The organism is Burkholderia sp. WP9 (assembly GCF_900104795.1).
GTDB lineage: Bacteria > Pseudomonadota > Gammaproteobacteria > Burkholderiales > Burkholderiaceae > Paraburkholderia.
In genome coordinates, this window is record NZ_FNTG01000002.1 from 1,239,035 (window position 1) to 1,265,802 (window position 26,768).

The 26,768-nt window shown below is 60.3% G+C and carries 20 protein-coding genes and 1 pseudogene; 8 read left to right on the forward strand and 13 right to left on the reverse strand.

All coding sequences use genetic code 11. The annotated features are described in order from the left end of the window. Positions 1–18: 18 nt before the first annotated feature. Positions 19–915: a transporter gene (locus BLW71_RS26840; RefSeq protein WP_091803955.1), complete on the reverse strand. Its 897-nt coding sequence runs from the start codon at positions 913–915 to the stop codon at positions 19–21. A 543-nt stretch (positions 916–1,458) separates the two neighbouring features. On the opposite strand from BLW71_RS26840, the gene nthA reads away from it, so the two are divergent. Genes nthA through BLW71_RS26855 form a run of 3 tightly spaced genes read left to right on the forward strand, consistent with a single transcriptional unit; the run spans position 1,459 to position 4,045 of the window. Then, the gene (nthA, locus tag BLW71_RS26845) at positions 1,459–2,058 is read left to right on the forward strand and encodes a nitrile hydratase subunit alpha (protein ID WP_091803958.1); all 600 of its coding nucleotides are present in this window, start codon (positions 1,459–1,461) and stop codon (positions 2,056–2,058) included. A gap of 44 nt (positions 2,059–2,102) precedes the next feature. Next, positions 2,103–2,801 carry a nitrile hydratase subunit beta gene (gene nthB / locus BLW71_RS26850; RefSeq protein ID WP_091803961.1) on the forward strand — a complete coding sequence of 233 codons (699 nt, stop codon included), beginning with the start codon at positions 2,103–2,105 and terminating at the stop codon, positions 2,799–2,801. After that, positions 2,798–4,045: a GTP-binding protein gene (locus BLW71_RS26855; RefSeq protein ID WP_091803964.1), complete on the forward strand. Its 1,248-nt coding sequence runs from the start codon at positions 2,798–2,800 to the stop codon at positions 4,043–4,045. The genes nthB and BLW71_RS26855 overlap by 4 nt, the downstream gene beginning before the upstream one ends. A 237-nt stretch (positions 4,046–4,282) precedes the next feature. Here the strand turns inward: BLW71_RS26855 and BLW71_RS26860 are convergent, their stop codons facing one another. The 3 genes from BLW71_RS26860 to BLW71_RS26870 are packed head-to-tail and all read right to left on the reverse strand — an operon-like array spanning position 4,283 to position 8,024. After that, positions 4,283–5,470 carry an acetyl-CoA C-acetyltransferase gene (locus BLW71_RS26860; protein WP_091803968.1) on the reverse strand — a complete coding sequence of 396 codons (1,188 nt, stop codon included), beginning with the start codon at positions 5,468–5,470 and terminating at the stop codon, positions 4,283–4,285. A 45-nt stretch (positions 5,471–5,515) separates the two neighbouring features. Continuing rightward, positions 5,516–6,283, reverse strand: a complete 768-nt coding sequence (locus BLW71_RS26865) for a 3-hydroxyacyl-CoA dehydrogenase (protein WP_177205127.1) — start codon at positions 6,281–6,283, stop codon at positions 5,516–5,518. Positions 6,284–6,335: 52 nt separating this feature from the next. Further along, on the reverse strand, positions 6,336–8,024 hold the full coding sequence (locus BLW71_RS26870) for an AMP-binding protein (protein WP_091803972.1): 1,689 nt from the start codon (positions 8,022–8,024) through the stop codon (positions 6,336–6,338). Positions 8,025–8,176: 152 nt separating this feature from the next. Between BLW71_RS26870 and BLW71_RS26875 the strand changes: the two genes are divergently transcribed. Then, positions 8,177–9,172, forward strand: a complete 996-nt coding sequence (locus tag BLW71_RS26875; RefSeq protein WP_218157146.1) for an AraC family transcriptional regulator — start codon at positions 8,177–8,179, stop codon at positions 9,170–9,172. A 309-nt stretch (positions 9,173–9,481) separates the two neighbouring features. Here BLW71_RS26875 and pobA read toward each other — a convergent pair whose 3' ends face one another. Continuing rightward, entirely contained in the window at positions 9,482–10,666 is a 1,185-nt protein-coding gene (pobA, locus tag BLW71_RS26880; protein ID WP_091803979.1) for a 4-hydroxybenzoate 3-monooxygenase, read from the reverse strand. 180 nt (positions 10,667–10,846) lie between these two features. Here pobA and BLW71_RS26885 point away from each other — a divergent pair, with 180 nt between their 5' ends. Then, positions 10,847–11,719 carry a helix-turn-helix domain-containing protein gene (locus BLW71_RS26885; RefSeq protein ID WP_091803982.1) on the forward strand — a complete coding sequence of 291 codons (873 nt, stop codon included), beginning with the start codon at positions 10,847–10,849 and terminating at the stop codon, positions 11,717–11,719. Between the two features lie 117 nt (positions 11,720–11,836). On the opposite strand, the pseudogene BLW71_RS41150 reads toward BLW71_RS26885, so the two are convergent. From BLW71_RS41150 to BLW71_RS26935, 8 genes and pseudogenes are all read right to left on the reverse strand, one after another. After that, positions 11,837–12,024 (reverse strand): annotated as a pseudogene (locus BLW71_RS41150) (IS5/IS1182 family transposase); the annotation flags it as partial. 147 nt (positions 12,025–12,171) lie between these two features. After that, entirely contained in the window at positions 12,172–12,375 is a 204-nt protein-coding gene (locus BLW71_RS26890; RefSeq protein ID WP_091803985.1) for a hypothetical protein, read from the reverse strand. Positions 12,376–12,419: 44 nt separating this feature from the next. After that, positions 12,420–13,589 carry a GGDEF domain-containing protein gene (locus BLW71_RS26895; RefSeq protein ID WP_091803988.1) on the reverse strand — a complete coding sequence of 390 codons (1,170 nt, stop codon included), beginning with the start codon at positions 13,587–13,589 and terminating at the stop codon, positions 12,420–12,422. A gap of 579 nt (positions 13,590–14,168) precedes the next feature. Next, positions 14,169–14,822, reverse strand: a complete 654-nt coding sequence (locus BLW71_RS26900; protein WP_091803990.1) for a hypothetical protein — start codon at positions 14,820–14,822, stop codon at positions 14,169–14,171. A 5-nt stretch (positions 14,823–14,827) separates the two neighbouring features. Continuing rightward, positions 14,828–16,261, reverse strand: a complete 1,434-nt coding sequence (locus tag BLW71_RS26905) for a cytochrome-c peroxidase (protein WP_091808937.1) — start codon at positions 16,259–16,261, stop codon at positions 14,828–14,830. Between the two features lie 116 nt (positions 16,262–16,377). Next, positions 16,378–18,063 carry a phospholipase C gene (locus BLW71_RS26910; protein ID WP_091803992.1) on the reverse strand — a complete coding sequence of 562 codons (1,686 nt, stop codon included), beginning with the start codon at positions 18,061–18,063 and terminating at the stop codon, positions 16,378–16,380. Between the two features lie 1,246 nt (positions 18,064–19,309). Beyond that, positions 19,310–19,885 carry a hypothetical protein gene (locus tag BLW71_RS26930; RefSeq protein WP_091804001.1) on the reverse strand — a complete coding sequence of 192 codons (576 nt, stop codon included), beginning with the start codon at positions 19,883–19,885 and terminating at the stop codon, positions 19,310–19,312. 377 nt (positions 19,886–20,262) lie between these two features. Then, the gene (locus tag BLW71_RS26935) at positions 20,263–20,466 is read right to left on the reverse strand and encodes a cold-shock protein (RefSeq protein ID WP_025527573.1); all 204 of its coding nucleotides are present in this window, start codon (positions 20,464–20,466) and stop codon (positions 20,263–20,265) included. An 835-nt stretch (positions 20,467–21,301) separates the two neighbouring features. Here BLW71_RS26935 and BLW71_RS26940 point away from each other — a divergent pair. From BLW71_RS26940 to BLW71_RS26950, 3 genes are all read left to right on the forward strand, one after another. Beyond that, complete coding sequence (locus BLW71_RS26940) at positions 21,302–22,600, forward strand: ATP-grasp domain-containing protein (RefSeq protein ID WP_091804003.1); 1,299 nt, start codon at positions 21,302–21,304, stop codon at positions 22,598–22,600. 10 nt (positions 22,601–22,610) lie between these two features. Next, positions 22,611–25,310: a CoA-binding protein gene (locus tag BLW71_RS26945; RefSeq protein ID WP_091804005.1), complete on the forward strand. Its 2,700-nt coding sequence runs from the start codon at positions 22,611–22,613 to the stop codon at positions 25,308–25,310. A gap of 139 nt (positions 25,311–25,449) precedes the next feature. Further along, on the forward strand, positions 25,450–26,748 hold the full coding sequence (locus BLW71_RS26950; protein ID WP_091804008.1) for an MFS transporter: 1,299 nt from the start codon (positions 25,450–25,452) through the stop codon (positions 26,746–26,748). The last annotated feature ends 20 nt before the right edge of the window (positions 26,749–26,768 follow it).

Sequence of the window (26,768 nt, forward strand, 5' to 3'; positions counted from 1 at the left end):
TGTGACCCGAACTCGACTTCAGAAGATATGGGCGTAGCGCAGCCCGACAAGGAGGCTGTCCTTCGTCCCGTTACGCACGCTCAGGTCAGTGCCGAGCTGAATCTGCACCTGGTCAGCCTTGGTCACGAACTTCGCCGCGGTCAGCCGCAAGCGCGTCGTGCGCAGCGCGTCGTGGCTGTCGATCCCGTCAACGCTGGTCTCACCGCCCCAAAACTGCGTGACGCCAAGTCCGAGTGACGTGCCCGGATCCGGCATGTAGCGAACCATCGCCTGTGCGCTGTAGCCCATGCGCTGATGCAGCGTCGCACCGCTCGGGCCATACGACGTGTTGTTGCCATACCAGATCGCGTCGCCGACGAGATCGAGCGCCCAGTGCGGCGAGAAGTGCTTCACATATGCAGCCTGGAAGTCGAGCGACCAGCGGTTCGCGCCGAAGTTGAGACTGCGGTTCTGGTCGTAGCTGCCGGTAGGCGCGTACAGATAGACGGTTGCGGCCGCAACGTCCTTCGCGTCGTTCAGGCGAAGCTTGAGCGGCGCAGTCAGGATCACATCGCCGACACCCGTTGTGGTGCCGAGCGCGCTCGCGTTGCCAAAGCCGCTAATGTGACCGAACGGCAGCAGGATCTGCGGATCGATCGTCAGGCGGTCGGTCAGCTGGAACACGTGCAGCAGACGTGCGATACCGACGTTCGACTGCAGGTCGAAGTTCGAGGTCTTGCTGCCGTTCGAATAGACCGCGTTTGTCGTCGAGTAGTTGTAGTACAGCACGCCGATCGTCGCGCCGACCGGGTACTGCTCGTAGTCGCCGGGATCGACCTCGACCGCCCCCGCATAGTGCGATGCAACCAGTATCAGCGAGGCGCCGATCCAGCTCGCGATCCGCTTCAGTTTCGTCCTGTTGCCGTTGTCCATCATTCCCCTCCCCTGGATGAGCAGACACCATCGCACCCGACGTGCGAGGAACGTGCGCCGTTGCCGGGCGCCGGTATCGTGGTGTACTGCGTGGTTTCTATCCAGCGGCGCGTGGGCTGCGCCGCCGATTCGCGACGACCCGGCGGGCCATCGCTCGAGAGAGAGAATAGGAAGGCAAAATCCGCGGTTCTGTCTTCTGACGGAACAAGAAGTTGGCTGGGGCGGGCTTCCGCGCCTGGCGTCACGCGCCAGCAACATAACGGATGCGATTCGCCGTCATTTGCTGCCGATGTAAAGCCGGCGCATAAGCGGGTCAGCCCCGTACACAGCAGGTTTCGCCGCCCACGTCACGATCTGCGGCCGATCACGCGCGCGGATCCGTCCCAGCACAGTTTCCGATCCGCGCGGACAAAGCACCGCGCTTTTTCTCTTCTTACCCTGTTCGTCAGGACGTGACCGGAAATGCCGGCGTCTTCGCCCGGACACGGCGGCGGCATCGACGCCGCGACGGTCAGTTATCCCCTATCCATCACAAGGAGTCCCACCATGAGCGCGAACCCATTCGCGGAAACAACCTCGACGCCCGGCGAACGTGCCCGGGCACTATTCCGGGTCATGAAGGAAAAGAACCTGATCCCGGACGGCTATATCGAGGGCCTGACGGAACTGATGTCGACGACCTGGGATCCGGCCAACGGCGCGCGCATCGTCGCGCGTGCATGGGTTGATCCGACGTTTCGCGAATTACTGCTGAAGGACGGCACGGCCGCGTGCGCGCAGTTCGGCTACACGGGCCCGCAGGGCGAATACATCGTCGCGCTCGAAGATACGCCGACGCTGAAGAACGTGATCGTCTGCAGTCTGTGCTCATGCACGAACTGGCCGGTCCTGGGTCTGCCGCCCGAGTGGTACAAGGGCTTCGAATACCGCGCCCGGCTCGTTCGCGAAGGGCGCACCGTGCTGCACGAACTCGGCACCGATCTACCGGGCGACGTCGTGGTCAAGGTCTGGGACACCACGGCCGAAAGCCGCTATCTGGTGCTGCCGGTGCGCCCGCAAGGCAGCGAGCACATGAGCGAGGCCGAGTTGCAGACGCTTGTCACCAAGGACGTGCTGATCGGCATCGCACTGCCGCGCGTGAGCTGATTCGCGCCGGGCTCTCCCATCGACATTCATTTCGGAGTAAACACATGGACGGCTTTCACGACCTCGGCGGCTTTCAGGGCTTCGGCCGGGTTCCGCATTCGATCAACAGCCTCAGCTACAAGCCGGTTTTCAAGGAAGACTGGGAACATCTCGCGTACAGCCTGATGTTCGTCGGTGTCGATCAGCTGAAAAAATTCAGCGTCGACGAAGTGCGGCACGCGGTCGAGCGGATCGATGTGCGCCAGCACGTCGGCACGCGCTACTACGAGCGCTACGTGATCGCGACGGCGACGCTGCTCGTCGAAACCGGCGTGCTGACGCAAGACGAACTTGACCGCGCGCTCGGCTCGCGGTTCAGACTCGCGAATCCACCGCATTCGCCGGGGCGCGCCGCCCGCGCCGGCTCGACACAGTTTGAAGTCGGCGACCACGTGATCGTCCGCGACGAATACGTGAGCGGACACGTCCGCGCGCCGGGCTACGTGCGCGGAAAAGAAGGTGTCGTGCTGCACCGGACAAGCGAATCGTGGCCGTTCCCGGACACGATCGGCCATGGCGATACTCAAGCCGTGCACCAGCCAACCTATCACGTCGAGTTTCGCGTGAAGGATCTGTGGGGCGATGCGGCGGACGACGGCTACGTGGTTGTCGATCTGTTCGAAGGTTATCTGGAGCGCGCGCCGGCACGCGCCGAGGCCGCCGTCGTGCGGGGCGGGAAACATGCCGATGGTGTGCCCGCATGAACACGCTTGCGTCATTACGCGCGCCGGACGACGCGGCGGCACGGATCCCGGTCACCGTGCTGTCCGGGTTTCTCGGTGCGGGAAAAACGACGCTGCTGAACTACATCCTGCACAATCGCGCGGGGCTGAAGGTCGCGGTGATCGTCAACGACATGAGCGAAGTGAACATCGACGCAGACGACGTGCGGCGTCACGTCGAACTGCATCGCGGCAATGACGAACTCGTCGAGATGAGCAACGGCTGCATCTGCTGCACGCTGCGCGCCGATCTGCTCGAGCAGATCAGCGTGCTCGCGCGGCGGCGCCGCTTCGATTACCTGCTGATCGAATCCAGCGGCGTCTCGGAGCCGATGCCGGTCGCGGAGACGTTCGCGTTTCTCGACCAGCACGGCTTCTGCCTCAGCGAACTCGCGCGACTCGATACGCTCGTCACCGTCGTCAACGGCGAGACGTTCGAGGCGATGCTGGCATCGACGGAGCCGGTCGCAGCCGGCAACGAAAACGGCGCCGAGACGCGCAAGCTCTCGGATCTGCTGATCGAGCAGGTCGAATACGCGAATGTCATCCTGGTCAGTCGGCTCGACCGGATCGGTGCAGCGGGTTTCGACCGGCTGCGTGCGGCGCTCGCGTTGCTGAATCCGTCCGCGCGGATACTGCCGATGGCGAACGGCAACGTCGATCCGTCGGAGGTACTGAATACCCGCCGGTTCAATCTGCCCGCGCTCGTCGAATCGCCGGGCTGGATGCAGCGGATGCAAGCCGACGAGCGGCCCTCGGAATCAGAGTCGTATGGGATCGCGTCATGGGTCTATCGCGAGCGCGCGCCGTTTCATCCGGCGCGTCTCCTCGCCTGGTTACATCGAACGTGGAGCAACGGCCGCCTGCTTCGCTGCAAGGGCTATTTCTGGATCGGGCATTGCCATGTCGATATCGGCATGCTTGTGCAGACCGGCGGCCGCTTTCAGTGGGGCTACGTCGGCCGTTGGTGGCGCTTCGTTCCGCAACCGGACTGGCCGCGCGATGACTATCGCCGTCAGGGCATACTCGACAAGTGGGAGGAGCCGGTCGGCGATTGCCGGCAGGAAATCGTGTTTATCGGACAGGCAATCGACCACGACCGGCTGCGGCGGGAACTCGATGCATGTCTGCTAAGCGTTTCCGAAATCGACGCGGGCCCGCATGAATGGGCGCGTCTGCCGGGTGCCGAGGCGTTCGACGCGCAAGCGCTCGCGGGACAGCTATGACGTTTGGCAACACCGGCCCTTCACGCGGCGCCGCCCTTTCGCGATCCGTACCGATACGAGGACATGTTTCGCACAGTACTTGAACACGCCGAGAAGCAAAAGCGGCTGCGGGCAAAGGGAAGCTGAGTGGGAAACTGAGTGAGCAGCGGACCTGGCGCGTCTTCACCGTAAATTGGCGACAGTCACGCTAAAAAGCGACATGCCAATCGCCAATCCGTTGCTATTCTCGGCCGGCGATCACGCCAGCTCGACAGCCAGCGCGGTGGCCTCACCTCCGCCGATGCAGAGTGACGCGACGCCCCGCTTCGCGCCATGCTTTTTGAGCGCTGCGAGCAGCGTCACGATGATCCGTGCGCCCGATGCGCCAATCGGGTGACCTAAGGCACACGCGCCGCCATGAACATTGACCTTCTCGTGCGGCAAGCCGAGATCACGCATGGCGATCATCGTCACCACGGCGAATGCTTCGTTGATCTCCCACAGGTCGACCTGATCCGGCCTCCAGTCAAGCTTTTCCAGCAATCCCTTGATTGCTCCAACCGGCGCGGTGGTAAAGAGAGACGGCAGCTGAGCAAAGGTGTTATGCGCCCGAATCGTGGCGATGGGACTCAAGCCGCGTTTCTCGGCTTCCGAGCGACGCATCATCACCAACGCAGCGGCGCCGTCCGATATCGAAGACGAATTGGCCGCCGTCACCGTACCGCCGTCCCGGAAGGCCGGCTTCAAGTTCGGTATCTTGTCCGGCTGGGCCTTGCCGGGTTGTTCGTCGACGGCAACCACGGTATCGCCCTTGCGCCCTTTCAGCACGACAGGTGCGATCTCATGGACGAAGCTGCCGTCGGTACTGGCCTTCAATGCCCGCGCCAGCGAGGTCGTGGCAAACGCGTCTTGCTCCTCACGGGTGAACTGATAGGTCTGCGCGCTATCCTCGGCAAATGTACCCATCAGACGGCCCCGATCATAGGCATCCTCCAATCCGTCCAGGAACATATGATCGATGAGCTTGCCATGACCCATGCGATATCCGCTACGCGCTTTGTCCAACAAGTACGGGGCATTGGACATGCTTTCCATGCCGCCCGCCACCATCACACGGTTAGTCCCGGCCAGCAGCAGATCGTGTGCGAACATCGCCGCCTTCATGCCCGAGCCGCACATCTTGTTGACAGTTGTGCATCCCGCCGAATCGGGAATGCCAGCGCCGCGCGAAGCCTGGCGCGCCGGCGCCTGGCCGAGGCCGGCCGGCAGCACGCAACCCATAATCACTTCCTCGACCTGATCAGCCGCGAGGCCGGCACGCTCGATTGCGGCGCGAATGGCGACAGCGCCGAGTTCCGGCGAACTGAGCGATGCGAAATCTCCTTGCAGCGCGGCCATCGGCGTGCGCGCAGCTCCAACTATCACGACAGGATCTTGTGTAGACATTGCTTCTCCGTAAGTGCTCGAGTTCGAGTGCCGGTAGCAACTTCATCAACGCGGCGCCAGCCGCAGAGCGCCGTCCAGACGGATGACTTCGCCGTTCAGCATGGTGTTTTCGCAAATGTGCATGACGAGCGCGGCGTACTCGGATGGGCGGCCCAGCCGCGCAGGGAACGGCACGCTTTGCCCGAGGGAATCCTGAACCGCTTGCGGCATGGCCGTCAGCATGGGCGTCTCGAAGATACCCGGCGCGACGGTGACGACCCGCACCCCGTGCCTGGCGAGTTCGCGCGCAACCGGCAAGGTCAGGCCAACCACGCCGGCTTTGGAGGCGGCGTAGGCTGCCTGGCCGATCTGTCCGTCGAATGCAGCGATAGAAGCCGTATTGACGAGGACGCCCCGTTCGCCGTCGGGCCCAGGCGCTTCTTTCACGATGGCCGCGGCGGCGAGGCGGATCATATTGAAGGTCCCAACCAGGTTGATTCCAATCGCCTTGACGAAGCTGTCGAGGCGGTGCGGTCCCTCCCTGCCAAGCACTTTTTCGCCGGGTGCCACGCCCGCGCAATTGATCAAGCCGTGAAGATGTCCGAAACTTTCAAGCGCTGCGTCGACTGCGGCCTGGCCGTCGGCCTCGCTGGTGACATCGGTGGTGATGAAGCGAGCCTGGGCGCCCAATTCCGACGCGACGCGCTCTCCGGCCGCCTTGTTGATATCCGCGCAGACAACATAAGCGCCGCTGGTCACGAGCTGGCAAGCCACGGCAGCGCCCAGACCGGACCCTGCGCCAGTCACCAGAAAAACATGGTCCTTAACCTGCATATTCCACTTCCGTATTCTCAAAGCATTGATCGAACCCGCACGGCGTAACAACTCACTCCGCGGTCTTTCCGGCGGCTTGAGCCCTTTCGTTATTGCGGAGAATGAAGCGCTGGATCTTGCCGCTGGGTGTCTTGGGCAATTGCTCCACAAACGAAATCTCACGCGGATAAGCATGCGCCGACAGCCGTCGTTTGACGTGCTGGCACAATTCGTCCGCGAGGGAGTCGGACGGCTCGATGTCGGCTCTCAGCACCACGAAGGCCTTGACGATCTCCGTGCGTTCCGGGTCCGGCTTGCCGATCACCGCTGTCTCCACCACCGCCGGGTGCTCTATCAACGCGCTCTCGACATCGAACGGACCGATTCGGTAGCCAGACGACGTGATGACGTCGTCATTGCGTCCAACGAAGCTGATATGTCCATCAGCTTCCAGTTCGACTGTATCGCCCGTCCGGTAGTACCCGCCTTCAATCGCGGGGGTCGGCTGATTCAGGTAGCCGGTAAACCACATAAGCGGCGAGCGCGCGATATCCAACGCAAGAGTGCCCGGCACGTTGGGCGGAAGCTCGCGGCCTTCGTCGTCGAGCACCACAACGTGATGACCGAGCAACGGCAAGCCGGTCGACCCCGGATGGACGGTATGGTGCAGACCGTGATGGTTGCTCACCACTATGCCCAGTTCAGTCTGGCCGTAATGATCGTATATCGGCGCTGCGAGATGTTCGTCGAACCAGCGGATCACTTCCGGGTTCAGCGGCTCACCCGCGCTGCTCACTGCGCGCAGGGTTCCTTTCACGGCGGCTGCGGCCGCCTCGCCTGCCGCGATGAGCAGACGGTAGGCAGTGGGTGCGCCGGCAAGATTCGTTATTTCGTGATTCTTGATGATCCGATAGGTGCTTTCAGCGGAAAAAGGACCGTCGTAAAGCGTGGTGGCATGCCCCAACAGCAATGGTCCGGTCACCGCGTAGTAAAGGCCGTAGGCCCAACCCGGATCGGCAATATTCCAGAATTTGTCGCCCGGCCGCAGGTCGACTGCATCGCGCATGTAGACATAGAACGCGAGCAACGCCCGCAGTGGCACCGGCACGCACTTGGGCAAGCCGGTGGTGCCCGAGGTCGACATCATCATGAACAGGTCCGTGCCGCGCCGCATGACCGGTTCGAAATCTTTGCACTGGCGCGCCAGTTCCGCATGGAAATCGGCGTCGCCCGGCCGCACAGTCTCGTTGCCGTCCAGACGAGTCACGACGGCGGCCGCAGGCGCGTCGGCGACTTCATCCAGTTTTAGCCGGTTGTGTGGATCGGTAACGACCAGCCTGGCCCCACTCATCCGCAATCGATGTTCAATGGCCTTGGGCCCGAATGCGGTGAAGAGCGGTTGATAGACAGCACCGGCCCGCCACGTTCCCAGGATCGTGATCACCAACGCAGGGGTGCGAGGCAGCAACCCCGCGACCACGTCACCGGCGCCTATGCCGCGAGAGGTCAGGAAGCCGGCGAACCGGGCTGAGTGTTCCCGCAGTTGCTCAAACGTATAGGTCGCACGGCGGCCATCTTCGCTTTCCCATTCCAACGCTATGCGCCCAGGCGCGACGTGCCGGTCGCAGCATTCAATGCAGGCGTTGATTCCGTCCTCCAGACTCCCTTCCAGTGCAGCCGCCATGTCTTCGACCCGAAAGCCTTCTCGTGCGTCAGCGTATGCGGTCAGGCTTTCGCTCCATCCGTCTTTGCAATCACTCATACCGTCTCCTTCATACCCTCTTTCGAATTTTTGGGCGTCACGCCTAGCCTTCAAATCCACTATACAGCGGCAAGATATGGCAATCTATGACCAAAGAGGCCGAGTTTTTCGGCCGATATTGCCATGTGACCCAAACACGAAATAAGGACGGCATGAAACTGCGCACCATCTCAGCGTCGTTTGTCCACGAGGCACTGGAATGCGCACGTAGCTACGGGACGCCCACCGAACCGTTGCTAGCCGCGGCTGGCCTGCCACCTTCGGTGCAGGAGCCCGTGTCAGCCGAACACTACGGTGCCCTCTGGTTAGCCATTGCGCGGGCGATGGACGACGAGTTTTTCGGATTGGGCGAGCGCCCAATGCGGGTCGGCAGCTTCACGCTGCTGTGTCATTGCGTGCTGCACGCCGGCACGCTGCAGCAGGCGCTGCAGCGTGCGTTGCGCTTTCTTCGCGTGGTACTGGACGATCCGTTCGGCAAGCTGGTGACGGCAGATGGTCTTGCGCAAATTGTTCTGACCGATTGCGGTGCGGCACGTTCGGCTTTCGCCTATCGAACCTACTGGATCATTCTGCACGGCATAGCGTGTTGGCTGGTTGGGCGCCGGATCCCGTTACGTCTGGTCGATTTCCGTTGTGCCGAACCGGGTCGTAGCGCTGACTATCGCGTATTTTTCGGCGCACCTGTCCGGTTCGATCAACCAGTGAGTCGCCTCACCTTCGACACGGCTTTTCTTAAACTGCCGACTATCCGGAACGAGCGCGCGTTGAAGCAGTTTCTGCGCGGTGCGCCGGCCAACATCCTCGTGCGGTATCGTTATGACGCGGGTCTTGTCGCCGACGTTCGCGGGCGTCTGCAGCAGCTATCGCCCGCCGCATGGCCAAACTTCGAGGAAATGGCGCGGCAAGTGCGCTTACCGGAATCCACGTTGCGTCACCGCTTGCAGCAGCAGGGGCAAACGTACACCTCGATCAAAGATGAGATCCGCCGGAGTCTCGCGATCGACTGGCTGGTGCATAGCACGCGAAGCGTCAGCGAAGTAGCCAGCGAACTCGGCTTTACCGAGCCAAGCGCGTTCCATCGCGCCTTTAAAAAATGGACGTCCAGAAGTCCGGGGGCGTACAGGCGTGATGCCGGTCGTGCGTCATGACCTCGACTGACAAGGGTCCGTAGGCGCTAGGCCGTCACAGCATCGGCTTGGCCGCGAGCGGGCCGATGTTGCCGAGGCTAAGCACGGCCGTGCCGTTCGTCACGACGCCTACGAGGTTGGCGCGCGAGGTGTACTGCTACGCAAGATGTCCATCACGCAGGGCGTGGATGCCGGCGGCGAGAATCTAAACGTGCAGCAGAAATTCGTCTGCCGAAAAGACGGATGCGGGATCTCGGCATGCCATGCGCCGGACCCTGAGATACATCTTCACGGCCGGCGAGTGCGAATCAAGCGAACATCACTGCTGCTTCATTCAATGGGTTCATATGGCAAACCAACGTAGTTTTCCGCGATCGTCTTGAGCCCTGCGTCGGAAGTCGTGTAGTAGTCGTAGTCGGTACGCTGCATGCGCTTGTCGAAGGCGTCGCGCTCTGAAAACTCGTGCAGGAGGTTGGTCATGAACCACGAGAAACGCTCTGCCTTCCACACGCGGCGCAGCGCGATCGGCGAATACTTTTCCAGTAGATCGGTACGGCCGTCGCGGTAGACACGACTCAAAATCCGATACAACGTGCTCACGTCGCTTGCGGCGAGATTCAAGCCTTTCGCGCCGGTCGGCGGCACGATATGCGCCGCGTCGCCAACGAGAAACAGCTTGCCGTACTGCATCGGCTCAACCACATAGCTGCGCAGCGGCGCGATACTCTTCTCAAGCGACGGGCCGGTGACAACCTTCTCCGCCACGTCCTGCGGCAGGCGCGTTTTCAACTCTTCCCAGAAACGTTCGTCGGACCAGTCTTCGACTTTCTCGGTCAACGGCACTTGCAGGTAATAACGGCTGCGAGTCGTCGAACGCTGGCTGCACAGCACAAAACCGCGCTCGTGATGCGCGTAAATCAGTTCGTGATTGACAGGCGGGGTATCGGACAGCATGCCGAGCCAGCCAAACGGATAGACGCGCTCGTAATGCGTGAGCACTTCCGCAGGGATCGTCTTGCGCGAAACGCCATGAAAGCCATCGCAGCCCGCGACGTAATCGCAATCCAGACGGTATGTCTCACCGTCCTTTTCGAATGTGACGTAAGGCGCTTCGCCTTTCACGTCGTGCAACTGAACATTAGCCGCTTCGTAGATCGTGGTCGCGCCGCTTGCCTCGCGCGCCGCCATCAAATCGCGCGTCACTTCGGTCTGGCCATACACCAACACCGACGAGCCGCCAGTGAACTGCTTCAGGTCGATCCGGTCACGTCGCCCACCGAACACCAGTTCGATGCCGTCGTGAACCAACCCTTCCGCGTCCATACGCTCGCTCACGCCCGCTTCGCGCATCAGGTCGACCATGCCCTGCTCGAGCACACCCGCACGGATTCGGCCGAGCACGTAATCGCCGCTTTGACGCTCAAGAATGACGTTGTCGATGCCCGCCTTGTGCAACAACTGTCCCAAAAGCAGGCCGGACGGCCCGGCGCCGATAATCGCTACTTTGGTCTGCATAACCTATGTCTCCTGTTTCCTCTACACCGTGACTTCTAATTTACTCTTTGAGCCCCAATAACTGGCGCTACGGTTGAATTGCATTTTTCTAGAAATACGCAGCGCTGATAAGGCAATTTTTTCGATTAAAATTGGACTTTTAGAAAGTCCAATGCGGGCCGATACCTCGGGGATGAATTCATGAAGCATCCGGCGCAGCACGACATCCCCGTCTTCAATTTATACGGCGAAGGGCCTGACTGGAGCACGCTCGATTTGCTGCACTGCGAGTCGATACCCGAGCGAAGCAGTTTGCACGACTGGGAAATCCGGCAGCACCGGCACGCGGACCTCGCGCAAATCCTGTACGTTCAGAAAGGTGTGGCACAGCTCGACATTGAGGGCGAGAGGACAACGATAGACACGCCATCGGTCCAGGTCGTCCCGCCGATGTGCGTGCATGGCTTCCATTTCTCTCCGGAAGTCGACGGATACGTGGTTACTATCGCCGCGCCGCTGATGAACTGGCTTCAGCAGCAGATCGATGCGCCGCGCCGCGTGCTTGAGCGCCCCGGCTGTTATTCGGTCGGCAACGACCTGCCTTACATGAACACGCTATGCGACCGGTTGAATCAGGAATACAGCCTTCCCGCGCCCTCAAGGGACCTGATGCTCCGGTCTCTCGTGAGCGCGCTCGTCGTATGGGTCAGTCGTCAGGATCAACAAGGCGAGGAAAGGGGCGAACCTCAGGATCGTGGCCAAGCCTATGTGAGGGCATTCTCCGCCCTGATCGAAAAACATTACCGCGAACATTTTCCAATCAGCCGCTACGCCGAACGCCTGGGCGTGACGCCGGTGCATCTGAATATGGTATGTCAGCGAATAGCCGGCAAAAGCGCGCTCGCCCTCGTCCATCAGCGATTGCTGCTAGAGGCCAAGCGCAGTCTCACCTACACCGCACTCAATATCAATCAGGTATCCGATTTTTTGGGCTTTACGGAGCCCGCGTATTTCACACGGTTCTTCAAGCGATTCACTGGCGTGACGCCAAACGCTTTTCGCAAGCGAAAATGATTTCACTGTTGCCAGCATCCGGCTGCTGCACGGCAGGAAATGAACCAACGTCATCCAAGCGCCTCCGAAAGCGTCCTGACCCTTGTCTGCACCCGACGTAATTTCTACGTTTGCCCCCTGTGGCATGATCCTCGGCCGTCCACCTTCTATTCCGCTTCGTACATCTGGTCGAACAGTCGATCCATCTTCGCGAGCGCTTCATTCGCCATCACGCGGATCGAACGTAGTGGATGCGACTTCGGGACGAAGTCGTCCAGCTTGCGCAGTAAAAACAGACTCTCGGTCAACGTATCGCCGCCGCGCATATTCTCGATCGGGCAAGTGATAGGCCATCTACCAAGCCTCGATAGCTCTGCGCGACGACGTGTTTCAGCGATACTTCAGCAACCTCCGGCAAGCAAAGACGCTGATGAAGCCGCACATCTTTATGGGGCCGCGCCAAAGCCGGGGCTCTATGCCGGGATATGGCACGCGTGATCGTTGACCGCGAGCGCCGGATAGCTGTCCCCGCCGTTGCGATAGCGCAGGTCCGACAGATCGAGCCGTCGCTGGTTCGCGAATGCATTGCGCTCTAGCGCTGCGATCTGCTGGTCGTACAGCAGGCAATCTGCGAGCAAGCCATGGGGAAGAATGAATAGAAATTCAGCGAATCTCATGCAGGTCCGTCAGCTCGCTCATTCGCGCTCCCGCCTCGTGCATCTCAAGCGCGTTGACTGTCGGCCAATCGCGTACCGACAACGCAATTCCGGCCCATGGCTTTTGCGGCGTATAGCGCGGCATCCGCTTTTCCCAACATGTTCGCCAATGTGTCGCCTTCCTGGTACTCATCGACGCCGGCACTGAAGGTGTAGGTGACTTCGCCTGACGCAACAGCCAGACGTGATGCTGCGATACGGACGCGAAGCTGGTCCATCAGGCGAAAGGTGTCGACCTGCCCGGTGGACTGAGACAGGATTGCGAATTCCTCTCCGCCGAGGCGGCCGAAGACGTCCCCGCGGCGCAAGCCGCTTGATACGGTGGAAGCGAAATGCGCAAGTACCTGGTCGCCGCCGGCATGCCCGTGTTCGTCATTGATTGCCTTGAACTTGTCGAGGTCCAGAATTGCAATAGACAGCCGCAAGTTCGAGTTCCTGGCTTGAGCCAGCAATGACTCCGCCCGGGCAAGGAAAGCACGGCGCACAAGCGCACCCGTGAGCCCGTCGACATTTGCCAGGCGTTCCATACCCTCAGCCATCCGGTCGTGAGCAAGCATGACCACGCCAATCGAAAGACACGGCAGCGCTAATATGGCAAGACCGATGAATGCAATGTTTATCGGCGTCGGCGCGAGAAAGGCGGTCTGATGCTCCCATCCCACTACACAGGCGATACTGCGTGATGCGTGGACAGCCGCGCCGAGGAATGCCGCACCCGCCAAAAACTGATAGCAATATTTCGGTCTGCCCGGCGGCCGCAACCTGAACACAATCCAGCCAATGGCGAGACGGGCATACGCAAGAAACGCCGATAGCAAAGCAATTCTGGCATTGACGTCTGGCGACAGGTATCCCCAATAGATAATACCGAGCAGCACCACACCGTACGCGACGTACTCCAACGAGTGGGCAGGCCGAAGACCAAAGAACTGCCGACAGCCTTGCAACATCAAAAGCGCCGCGGCCCCGAGCAATGCACTTGCGACAACTATGGCCAGCTGTGCAGGCGCGGGTGCCTGCAGTGCGAGAAGGACGAGCGCTACGACTACGACGGCGTTTGCGCCAATCCAGCGACGCAACCCTTGTATTCCCACGTGCAGCAGCGAACCAAACACCGCCATGCTCACCAAGCAGGACATGATTGCAACAACCAGGAGGCTGACGAGGCTGAACATACCTATTGGCGCGAAGTCGAAACTCACAGCGATATGGATTAGAGGGCATCAGAGCGCGCGGCCATGTAAAAGCGCTCCACGGGGCTTTTCGCCTTGAGTCGCAGAGCAAGGGCCCCCTCATGCGTTTACGGCAGGCGGCTGGCGTTCTTGAATCCTCCGCGGATTTCCATATCGGCGAACAGACTTCCCACGGGGTGAAACTTCATGGATACGGGCATCTTCCGCAGCACACTAGCCGTCAACGCTCTTTAGCGTATCGCCGCTTCAAAATCGACGAAATGTCACATGGGAAAGAGCGGCGCAGTTGCCGTCACAAAGCTCGGAACGACGTATGTCGCAGCGATAGTATCGAATGCCGCTCAACGTCGGGAAAGTTTTCCTGAGGCACCGGCGAAGCAGCGACGACATCCGAAAAATCACCGCCAGCGGTCAGCCATGCCGGCCGGGCGGGCACAAGTGCAGCTATGCATTGCGTGTCGGGCGGCCGCGTATCGGCTCTCCCTCGGGGATAACGGCTCGCGAAATTCGCCATGACCCTCGGTTCGCAATTCGCACGGGGTTAGAACCACCCCAAGCTTGTCAGGACGGTGCCTCGTGGCGGTTTCGCCGGTAGCGTTCAATCGTCTCCAACAGAGTTTCGAATAGCATCGCATCGGAGTTGGAAATCGAACCCGTGCGCGTGTGCAGCACCAGACCGGAGCGCTCTACCTCCGCGAGTACGAGGAGTATGAACGGCATGTCACTCATAGCCAGGTCGCTGTAGGACCAAAGATTCAGCGCGTCGGCAATTGATACGAGGTTGACGAAGCGCTCGACGGAAAGCGTCTTGACCTGGTCAGCCATGACGGCGAAGTAAGTCCGCCAGTTCGCAATGAAAGTATCGCGATTCCTGCCCTCAACTTCGATATTCCGTATCCCTCGTGCGAAGAGTACAGGGGGCTGAATATTGCTCGTCGTGAGTGGGCACGGTGATAACGAGAAATGCTGTCGATGGAGAAACTGAAGTCCCTGCTCCCTCACATCTTCCACAATCATCATCTCGCGACGACAGAATGGGCATCGCGCCATTTGCCCGTCAGCATCATGTAATTTGAGTTCGTCCAGGTACGGGGCAGCATCAACATATCGTTCCTCCTGATGATGCACTGCAAGTGACAAGTGAATCTTTGGAATTTTCAAAGCTGGGGGCTGCGGCAGCATCGACGCAGCCCTTATGTTCCACAGCGTTGTCATGTCACCTACTGCGCACCGACCCGGTATCCGTCGTTCAGCGTCTTCAGAAAAGCGATGATGTCGTGAATATCGGTGTCAGTCATCGCCGGCTTGTCGCCAGGTTTCCGGTCGAAGGGGGCGTCCTTATCGTCGATGTTCGCATGAAACCGCATCGGCAAGTCATCGTACTGACGAGTCTTCCCATCCGCGCCGCGCGGATAAAACTTCTGCGGAGCGGTATTGCGTTCGTTGTAGAACGCCATGACGTCCTCAAGCGAGGTATACACACCATTGTGGAAAAATACCTTGCGCGTCGACACGTTCCGTAGCGTCGGCGTGAGGAACATCCCGCAATATTGCGTCTGGTCTTTCAGGTCCGTTCGGAAAGGACCGCAGATGCCCATGTCGAAGAAACTCTGGTCTTTGTTGGCCGCAAGATGGACGTTGCGGGGCACACCGAGCGCTTCATACTGGTAGTCGGTAAACATTGGCGGCAGGCCGTCAGCGCCCGGTTTCGAGAGGTGGCAACCCGCACAGTTCGCCTTGTCCGGGTCGTTGAACAGACGCAGTCCATGCAGTTCCGCCTGACTCAGCCGAGCCTTCCCTTCCAGCCAATAGTCGTACTTGCTGGTGTACGGATGAAACGACTGCTCTTCAACCTGATAACGCGCTACTGCAAACATCGCCTCGGACATCGCAAGCGTCGTGTTCTCAAACACATGCGCGCCGAAAAGCTGGGTGAAGTCGTCCTTGTACGGCGTCCGCTCGAGCTTCGCCATGACATCGGCGATGTTCGCGTTCGCCATCTCGACCGGATTAAGCAGTGGGCCTGATGCCTGCGCCTGGAGCGTATCCGCGCGGCCGTCCCAGAACATCCCGCCCTGCGGAACCATCGCTGGCGCCGCCGGAGCAACACCCGCGTTCTTTTGCGCCCGCGCGACGCCTGCAGCCTGACTCGCAATCTTCGCCAGGTCGGGAGCGTTGTCCGCGTCTCCGGCGTCGGGGCCGATGCTGAAATTCGGCTGCCGGTAGAGGTACATGAGCGACTGTGGCGGCCGGTAGCCTTCCTGCGACAATGAGGCACCACCTAACTGGACAGCCAGGTTATTGGCGGGCCCGTATGCATGCTCCGGGCTATGGCAGGAGGCGCATGACTGGCGGCCCGACGCGGAAAGTGTCGGGTCGAAGAATATCTTCTTCCCAAGTTGCGCCGCTGCACTCAATTGAGGTGGCGCAACAGGACGCTGAAGCTCGATGGGATTCGGGTTCGCGCCAGTGAGGTTTTCCACAACCAAGCCGACTGCTGCAGGCACGCGTGACGGATACAGCAGCGCCCAGCCGCAAAAACCGACTGCGGCGACAGCCGCCGCTGCGACAACCCGTTTAAGCGTGCGTCGAATGCGGAACTGCGGCTGTCTCTGAGGACTTGTTTCCGTAGAAGGAGCTGAGGAGGCGGGCATATGAGCAACGACGAGGAAATCTGAAAATGAAAAATGTTGCCAACCCAAAGGGCTGGCAACACCAAAGTACTCTTCCGTTTCGCATCGGTGCCAGGCACCGATGCGAAGGGCGGAGTTCAGATGGCAGGTACGGAGGAGACGACCGAGCCCAGGTTCGGGTCGACGAACACCGTCGGGTTGTTACCCGCGCCGCTGAAGTTGAACAGACCCATGATGCTGCCGGCCGTCGCATCGAACGAACCGCCGCCGATGCGTTGGCTGCCCAGCCAGTTGTCTTCGATGAAGCGAACCACGGATGCCTGGCTAATCGGCGTGTGGTCAACGTAGTTCACCTTTGCCCACGGCGAAATCACGAGGAACGGAATACGCGTGCCCGGGCCGCAGCGTCCATTGACCGCCGCACCATTCACGCCGTTCGGAGCCGTTCCCGTACCGCACTTGCCGGCGCCGTTCAACTGGTCCGCCTGAGCGTCGAACGACGGGCTCGTGGGATTCGCATAGGCATGGTCGTACCAGCCATCCGAATCGTCCCACGCTACGATAACCGCCGTGCTCTTCCAGTCAGGCTGCTGCTGCAGGAAGTTGACTACCTTTGCCGTGAAGGCCTGTTCGTCGAGCGGGTCCGAGTAGCCAGCATGGCCATCCTGGAATGCCGGGGCCTTGATGAAGCTGACAGACGGATAGTTCCCGGCCTTCACCGCGGCGAAGAAATCGTCAGAGTCGTACTGGTGGTTTGCCGGGTCAACTGTCTTGCCGTCGGACTGGAGCGTATAGCCGATGGCTGCTGTCGCGCTAGGACGCAAATGCTGCGGGTTTGACGTCGACGCGTAGTACTGGAACCAGTTGTGGTGCGGGATGTAATCGGCAGTCGCCTGACCGACCGCCGGGGTCACCGTACTGCGTTTGCAGCCGGTCGTACCGTTGCTGTTGGTCGTCGACAGGTTGAAGCCGCCCATGAAGCCGCCCCACGTGATGCTCCTGGCGTTAAGCAGGTCGCCGATGTTCTTGCCAGACATCAGAATCTGGTCGGTCGTGCTGGAGCACAGGTCGTTTGCCGGGTCGACGTCATTGATGAGGGTAATGCCCCCTTGACCGTCGTTGACGTAGTAAGAATGCGAAGCCGTCGTGAGATTGAATGGCTGCTGGCTTGTCTTGACCAGTTGCACGCCGTTGGTCTGGCCGGCGATAACTTCCAGTGCACCCGGCGTCGACGGTCCGAACGTATCCGTGTAAGCGTTGTCGCTCATCGCAAAGTGCTGAGCATAGTTCCACATGGCAGTAACGGTGTTGCCATCGTAGTAACCCATTACCTGTCCAGTTGTACCGAAGGCGCCTGCGCCACCGCTCGAACCCTTACCCGTGAACTTCGGGAACAGGTCCGCGGCGCCATTGTTATACGCTTGCTGTTCCGCCGTATAAGCGTGGTTCTGGTCGGCCGTTGCCGCCTGCGTCCGGTCCAGCCGGAACGGATTCGCAGCGCCCGTGCCGTTCAGTGTATTGATGAAGTTGGGGTTATTGGTCAGCAGTGTGCCGCTCAGACCATTCACCGACGGCGTGCCTGCGGCAGCCGTGAACGCGGGTTCACCCGACGGGTTAGTCGCATTCGGGTATGTTGCGAAGTAGTGGTCGAAAGAGACGTTTTCGTTGTAAATCACAACGACGTGCTTGATGGGTGTTGCCGTCGTCAACTGATTTTGTGCGCTCACGGGCGTCAGCCCATTCGAGCCGCTGCCACCGCATGCGTACAGTGAGACCGCCATTGCGATGCCTGATACACCAAACAGGAAAGCTCGGGTAAACATTCGAGTTAACTCCGGATATCGTTTTGCTATTTATTTTTCGTCCGCTGTTTCATCGCGAAATAAGCGGGCGCGCGGGGAACGTCAAAAACCACGCTTATTGAAACATCCAGTCGTTACCGGGAAATGGCGTTTTATTTACCCAACCCTTACGCCTTGGCAGCAGCGAAAGAGTATTGAATGGTTCCTTGCGCACGGCGGAGAACGACGCTCGGGTGGTCAGGTTCATCGCGGAATTGCGCTCAGCTTTCGCAGACAAGACCGTTGACGACGAAGCAGGCGCAGTAAAGCTGGCAACCCGGGTTTTATGCCAAAGAAAACGGCCGCGCTGTTGGCGCGGCAAGCCCAGTGACCGAAAATGCCTGGCGCGTCACCGATGACATACCGGACAGGCGATATTGCGGCGGCTGCGATGGTGGATGCGTCGGACAGGGTGTTGGTTGCAAAGAGTGGCTGCAACGAAAGGCATCAGGGAGAACTTGTGAAGAGAATTGGATTGGCAGTTAACGATGATGCTCGCGCCGCCGCGTTTGCGGCCGGAGTCTATACCGAGGTTTGGAATCCGCCAGAGGCACGTGCGACAGCCCCACACAGGGTCAGTGCTGCACACAAGGTCGCAGTTCATCGTCATGCCGTTTCCCGTGCAGTGAAAGTGCACATGCGGCGGATGCCTACATCTGCACCTGGGCTCGTGGCGAAGCAAAACAATATGCAAAAGACTGTGCGAGCAGACGAACCAGACATTGCGGAGATTCCGCGGCAAATAACGCCAGAGGGCAATGTGCTTCGCATTGATTCCCGCGGCATTTCCGCCGAGGTAACACGCTAATCGAGTCGGCGAGCCATAGCTGTTAAACGGAGTGGCGGCACGCAATCCTTCCACAGGAAGACATTTGGGCGCCGGAACGTCATGCGACAAGCGGCGAAGGTCGCGGGGTAAGTCCGCTCTTCGCAATTTTTTGCGGTGCCAACTAGTCGTCGGGACCAAGGATGACGTCGATTGACGCCTGACCAGCGATCTCCGCGACGAAGTAAGCCCAACGGCGCGAAAACGGTCCACCGCGAACCTTGATACGCACGCCTAGCGCCGCTACTCCGCGGGCGGGCGTCGGTCCCTGTATGCGAAACCACGCGTCAAACATATCTTCGGAAGTCGGCACCAGGTCAACGTCGATCTCAAACCCGCGATAGTTCACCGTTCTCTGCATACTGATCCTTCACATTCCACAATACGGCTCAGTCTGCTGCTTCACAGGCTCTGCACCGCACCCACGTAGCTCTTCGTCGCGTCTTTCAGTTGCTGTGCCGCGGCCTGCACAGGCGTTGGCAACTCGCTCAGCGCAAGTTGGGTGACAACACCATCCAGCCTCCTGCGAAGCTCTATCACGAGATCCATGACACTGGCGTCGCCGACACGGCGACGATTGCTCTGCCGGGAACCTACCAGCGAGCAATCGACAAGACGGTCAACCTTGCGAAAGTAGGCTTGGGCTGCCAGACGGTGCCTTGCATGGAGCGATGCGATGTTCGACTTTGAAAGGCAATCTCTCACGACATCGACATGCATGCCGAAATGAATCTGCAAAGCGTCCGAGGCATCCGCCCGGTGAAAACATGCCACCTGGTCGAACAGCGTTTCGCCATCTCCGTCGATCAGATCAATCCAGACCTCACCGTCTTCGAGTGCCTGTCCCGAGGGATGAATCACCCGTTCGTCCTCATTGGCGGCGGCGAGCATCCGGTGGCCGTCGACATCATCAACCGTCATTTCGAAAACTTCGACCAGCTCCCCGCTTACCGCGACCTGCATGACCAATAACGCCATCTCTGCTCCTTGTGTTGCGATTGACGGGAATAGCGTTGTGTCGATCAGGCGACCGAATCCCGTGATTCGGTCGAGTGGCGCCCTGACGGGCGCGAGCTTGAGCAGCCTTGAGGCGCTTCATTGCGACGTTGTGTGATGAGTATGATTTGCGCAGATGCGACAGGCATGGCGTGCTTTCACGCATCATGCGGTGGGCATCCGTACGACATCTATATCGTACAAGCGAAATAAACTGAAAATGAAGCGAGACGGATCGTGTCGAAAAGACAAATGACGCGCACGTTGAAACGCGGCGATCAGATCGGGAGCGCATGGCTCCGCGAGGATACTAGTCAGGCAGACATGCAAAGGGCCGGTAGACCGGCCCTTGAAATACGTTACTGCGGCGAGATATTTGCGGCCTGCATACCCTTCGGGCCGCGCTTTGTCTCGTAGCTCACCTTCTGATTTTCCGCGAGCGTCTTGAAACCGTCGCCGCGAACTTCCGAGAAGTGAGCGAAGAGATCGTCGCCGCCAGCGTCAGGAGTAATGAAGCCAAAGCCTTTGCTATCGTTGAACCACTTAACAGTACCGGTATCCATGAGAATTCCCTGAGATAAAAACAACAGCTCCATTGCGGAGCGACATAAACTTCAAGGAAGAAGAGAGGATAGCGAGTACCGCGCAGAAGAGGCGGAAAATGATGATCAGCAATCGAGCTTCTTGAATATTTCGAGGCCCACGATACCTCGGCAAGCCGGTACTGTCAACGCATATCGTGAAGCGCGCTCGCTATCGAGCGACGCGTCCACTTGTCGCGAGGTCCGTTCGGTAAGGTTGTGATCAAGATTACTAACGTGTAAGTGCTGCGTCCGTCCGTTGGCCCAAGCCCATCGGCGGGACCTTACCACTTAGCGGCCATCCAAAGTGAAATGCAATGAATGACCGTAACGGGTCGAGGTCGTGTGAAAACGTATCGCTGGCACGACTGCCCAGACAGGGTGCGGAAAGGAACGTGGCGGGGAGGCCACGCTTCATCCAGCTGCATTGATAACACCTGAACATCAATGCTTCAAGAAAATGCACTTATCGCGTAGTTCCTTTTGCGTGAGTATCTGTATTCAAGATTCCAGCGACATTGGAACGAAAGTAAAACGCATTGGAGACACGACTATGCACAACGCACGGCGCAACTTGCGCGGCTAACGCGCTGCAAGACATTCCTGCGACCCGCCTTGTTAGGCCGTGCAGTTCCGCGGTCCAGTCGGTTCAGGCATCCGACAAAAAAACACGCCATAGCCCGGCCAAGCCGAACTCCAACGGCGTTACGGCAGCGTTTCACACCTATCGCTTACGACTGAAGCGCGTCAGCGTTGAGTCGACAGCGCCGATCGGCCTGTTTGTTTTCTATCGCAATGACCTTCAGGAGCCATTTCCATGCAAATCACCGGTATGTTGTACGGCGCACGCCTGTTGCAATTCGTCGGATTCCCAGCGAGTGAGATCCTCGGCCCGAGCGCCAGCGAGGACGAAATCAAGACGATGATTGATCGTCATCGTCAGGTTTTCATCAAGCCCGTCTTCAAGGGTGGAGTCGGAAAGAAGGGGAAGGCGGGCTTGCTCGGCCGCGCGGCCGATCTCAAGACAGCGTTGGCCGAAAAAGAGCGGTTGTACTTTGCCGAGCATACCGTCGGCCACCTGAAGGCCAAGGCAAATGGCGTGACGTTTGAAGCCGGCGTTCCGGCCCAGCATGAGGTGTACTTTTCGATCACCGATTCCACCCGCTTTCGTGCGCCCATGATGACGCTCTCGCACAAGGGCGGCATCGATATCGAAGAGGTCGACCCGAAGCATGTGGCGATGGTGCCCTTCGACGCGTTGACGGGGCTCAAGGCGTTCGTCGTGGCGAACGCGCTGAGCGAAATCGGTGCGCCGAAGGAGATCATCTCGCCGCTCGTGCAGCAGTTGCCGAAACTCTGGGAGCTCTTTCACGATTTCGGCATGACGACACTGGAGTTGAATCCGATCCGCATGCGCGAGGACAGGAACGGACGACTCACGCCGGTTGCCTGCGACTTCAAGTGCGGCTTCGATCGCGATGATCCGCGATGGACGCGCCTCGGACTGCCGCCACACCTGTTCGCGGCGGATTACTCCGATTTCGAGCAGGAGATCAATCAGTTGCGCACGCACCAGGGCCAGAGCGACGTGTATGTGATCAACGAGAAAGGCACGATTCTCGCGCCCACGTTCGGCGGCGGCGCCAACTCGCTCGTCACCGAAATGCTGGGGGACGCCGCGATCATCTCGTCGGATTTCGGCGGCAATCCGCCTTACGCGAAGATGAAAGAAGTGGCCCGCATCTGCTTCAGGCACTGGCTCAAGCAGTCGAATGTGCTTTTCATCATCGGCGGCAAGTCGAATAACACCGACATCTTCGAGACGCTGCGCGCGATGGCCGATGCTCTTCGCGAACACTTCAGCGAGCATGGGCCGACGCCCCTTTACGTGGTGCTCGGCCGCGGAGGGCCGAACCTCGTGCGAGGGATGGCCGCGCTGAGAGATACATGCGATTCGCTCGGCCTGCCCTACCGGCTGTTCGGATTCGATTCCGACATCAGTGAGGTCATCCAGTACGCACGGCAGGCGGATGCGTGGATGCGCGCCGGTGGCCGAGCCGAGGTCGCAGCACGAATCGGTGCACCCGCGACCGAAACCGAAACGGCTCAAGCCTGAGGAGAGCGACATGTACAAGCAAACCAGCAACCCGTTCAAGTATTTCGTTGGCGTCAACTCGCTCGCGCAGATAGCCACGCGCGACGATCGAGTGTGCGTACTTAACATCCTGGGCGGTGAGTCCTCAGACGTGACGCCCGTCAGTCACGCGTTCTCGGGCGGCAATATTGTCTTCGGCACGGCGCCGGGCAAGGGCGGCCAGGTGCTCGCCACATCTATCGGCGATATTGCGGTGTACAACAACGTCCGCGAGGGGCTGGAAGCGGGACACCGCTTCAACTGCGGCGTAGTTTATCTACCGCCATCGGCGGCTCGCGACGGCGTCGCCGAACTGATCCGCGTCAATCCCGATCTGACGAAGATATTCATCATCACCGAGAAGATCGCCGTGCACGACGCTCGCGAAATTCGCGCGATGGGGCAGCAAGCGGGCATCGACATCTTCGGTGCGAACGGGCTCGGCGTCGCCGACTCGTGGAATCGCGTGAGAATCGGCGGAGCACTCGGCGGTGATAGTCCAGACGATTCATTGCGCAAGGGATCGATCGCCATCTTCTCGAACTCCGGCGGCTTCAGCACGACAATCGCGCAGTACCTGCGCATGAGCGGCTGGGGCACGTCGACGGTCATCTCAAGCGGCAAGGACGTGTACATCCACTACGCCGCACCGGAATTTGCGTTTGCGCTCGCCAATGATGCGCGCAGCAAGGCTGCTGTGCTCTATTGCGAACCTGGTGGCTACTACGAAGCCGATGCGGCCTTCACGAAGCCCGTGGTCGCCTGCGTGGTGGGCCGATGGAAGAGCCGCCTGACGCGAGCGGTCGGCCATGCGGGCGCGATGGCCGGCGGCTCCGACGACGCGCAAGCCAAGGAACGCTGGTTCATGGACCAGTTCGGCGTGGACCGGCTCTTCACACCCGAGGATCCATGCTGCTCGGCCAAAGGCGCGGTCGTCACGAACATCGCGCATATCCCGGCGGCGCTGACCGCCGTGATGCGCGCCAACGCGACGATGCCCGACTTCGCGCCCGAAGGCAGTCTCGCGCTCAAGCCGTGGTTCGGCTCCGACCAAGGTATCCGGCTTCCGTCCGGCCTGGCGATTCCTGTGGTCGGTGCGGTCGCCCCCTATGACGAGCAGGTCTTGCAGGTCAATCGGCAAGTCGGGTCGATTGCGCCGCGTCAGGCGCTCAAGGACGCATCGGGCGCTTCGCAGATGGATGCGAAAACGCAAGTCAGCAGCCTGCATGGCGCCTCGATGCTCGACGCAGCGACGCGTTCGCTCGAAGCGAACGTCAGCCTTGCTCTGCTTCACGAGTTCGGCGGCGAGAACGACGAGAAGCTCATTGATGTCGCGATCGCCGCGTTCGTCAATCTGCACGGAACGCCGGAACTCGCGGCGGCGCACGCCGCTCGCGAGGCCGGAAACGCGCCCAACGCGATCCTGGCCGCCGCGGCGTCGATCATCGGCCCGAATCGCCAGCGAGCGGCTCGGGATGCCGTGAAATGGATGATCGATCGCTTCTCGGCAGCCGGCCTGACGAGCGCGCTCGATGAGAACTTCGACATCGCCAGGATCGACGCGGGCGGCAGCGAGCCGTTTTTCGCAGACTCAAGCGATCCGCGCGCCGAGGCGATGCTCGCGGGACTCGCCAAGCGTGGGGCCCAGTCGGTCCTCGTCCGCTGGCTCGCGTCTCAGCCTGATCACCCGACGGCCGACGCGGTGCTGGCCGCGATCACCACGACGCTCGCGTGGGGACCCCTGATGCGCAAGCGCATCTCGCGCGTTACGGCCGAGAGCCTGCCCTGGTGGACCATGCTGTTCGGCACACTGATCGGCGCATCGGCGGACGCCTCGCGGCACCGTCCAGACGGCTTCTGCGGCTTTACCACGCAAGCTTTGCTGAACGAACTCAGCCTCACCGAAATCTGCTTTGCCGCGCTGCTCAACCTCGAGCCCGGGCCCGACGATCTGTTCGCCTTCAAGACGCTGGTCGGTCTGCTGCTCACCAACGGTCCAGGAGCCATCTCGGCGCAGGGTGCGAAAGGCGCGGTATCGGCCGACGGTCCGGAAAGTCCAGAGCGCGTGCAACTCAACAAGGCGCTGGTCGGCTTTCTCACGCATACCGGCTATACGCATGGCGGCAACGGCTATGAGGGCATCGCGTTCCTGATCGAAGCGTTCCGGGACAGCGGCCTCGCCGATCCGTCCGACCCTGTACATGGCGTTGACCTGCGCTCGCTGGCCGAGCGCTCGGTCGAGCGGTATGCGCAATACAAGGCCCGGCAGAAGCATGCCGGCAGCCTCGACATCGCGAAGCTGCCGGGCGTGAACCACCCGGTCTTCAAGGACAGGCCGGTCAACCACGATCCGCGCGAAGTGTTCATCGCGGACCTGTGCGAGAAGCGCGGCGAATACAACGTGTTCCATACGTTCTATCGCGAACTTGTGCAGGCGTTGTTCGATGCCGGCGTGTCCCGCAACGTATATTGCGTCAACGTCGATGCGGTGATTGCAGCGCTGCTGCTGAAGATGCTGTGGCAGCCGCTGCGACGTGGTGAATTGACCGAGACCGATCTGGAAACCGCCGCGTTCACGATCTTCCTCTATCCCCGCATGCTCGGATGCGCGGCGGAAATCGACGATCACCTGAACCGGGGACGCAACATGGATACCCGCACGCCCGCCTCCCAGTGCCGGTTTGTGGCCTGAGCGATTCGCCGACCGATAACCAGAGGACATCAATCGTTCCGAAAATTGCACTTATCGTTTCGTGCCGTTCGGGCGAGTATTCGACAAACAATGATCCGCCCGAACATCACAAAGTTCAAAATTGTCAGGAGACACCTCGATGCATCCCTCCTCAAGCACCCTGCCCCCTGGGCAGTCCAAGACAACCGCCGTATTACGCGTAACGGCAGGCAACTTCCTGGAGCAGTTCGACTTCTTCCTGTTTGGCTTCTATGCAACGCAGATCGCCGCTGTTTTTTTCCCGGCAGCGAGCGAGTTCGCATCGCTGATGATGACCTTCGCCGTCTTCGGCGCAGGTTTCCTGATGCGGCCGCTCGGTGCGATCATCCTCGGCGCGTACATCGACGATGCCGGCCGCCGCAAGGGCCTGATCGTCACGCTGTCGATCATGGCGAGTGGCACCATCCTGATCGCGTTCGTGCCCGGCTATGCGACGATCGGACTCTTCGCCCCGGCGCTGGTTCTCATCGGTCGTCTGCTGCAGGGCTTCTCGGCGGGAGCTGAACTCGGCGGGGTTTCGGTGTATCTGGCCGAAATGGCGACGCCGGGCCGCAAGGGCTTCTTCACGAGTTGGCAGTCGGCGAGCCAGCAAGTGGCTATCGTCATCGCCGCCGCGCTCGGCTTCGCGCTCAATCAGTGGCTCGACACGGCGGCGATCGCCGCGTGGGGATGGCGCGTGCCGTTCTTCGTAGGTTGCATGATCGTGCCTTTCATCTTCATCCTGCGGCGCAATCTCGAGGAAACAGAGGAGTTCAAGCAGCGCCAGCATCGCCCGAGCATGAAAGAGGTCTTTGCTACGCTCGTGCAGAACTGGAGTGTCGTGATCGCCGGCGTGCTGCTGGTGGCGATGACCACCACGACTTTTTATCTGATCACGGTATATGCGCCGACCTTCGGCAAGACGGTCCTGCATCTGAGCACTGCCGACAGCCTGCTCGTCACGCTGTGCGTGGGTGTCTCCAATTTCATCTGGCTGCCGATTGGTGGTGCGCTGTCGGACAGGATCGGACGCCGTCCGCTCCTTCTCGCGATGACGATCCTGGCAATTGCGACCGCCTACCCGGCGCTGTCGCTGCTGGCCCACGCACCGAGCTTCGTCAACATGCTGCTTGTGCTGCTCTGGCTCTCGTTCATGTACGGCATGTACAACGGCGCGATGGTCGTCGCGCTCACGGAGGTGATGCCAGTGGAGGTACGCGTCGCCGGATTCTCACTCGCCTACAGCCTCGCGACAGCGGTCTTCGGAGGTTTTACGCCCGTCATCTCGACCGCGCTCATTCATATGACGGGTGATAAAGCCGCGCCAGGCTACTGGATGAGCTTCGCCGCGGTGTGCGGACTCGGTGCAACACTCGCACTGTACCGGCGCCGTCGCGTTCCGCTGCACGCGGCTCCCTGAAGCATCGCACGCTTCCTCGA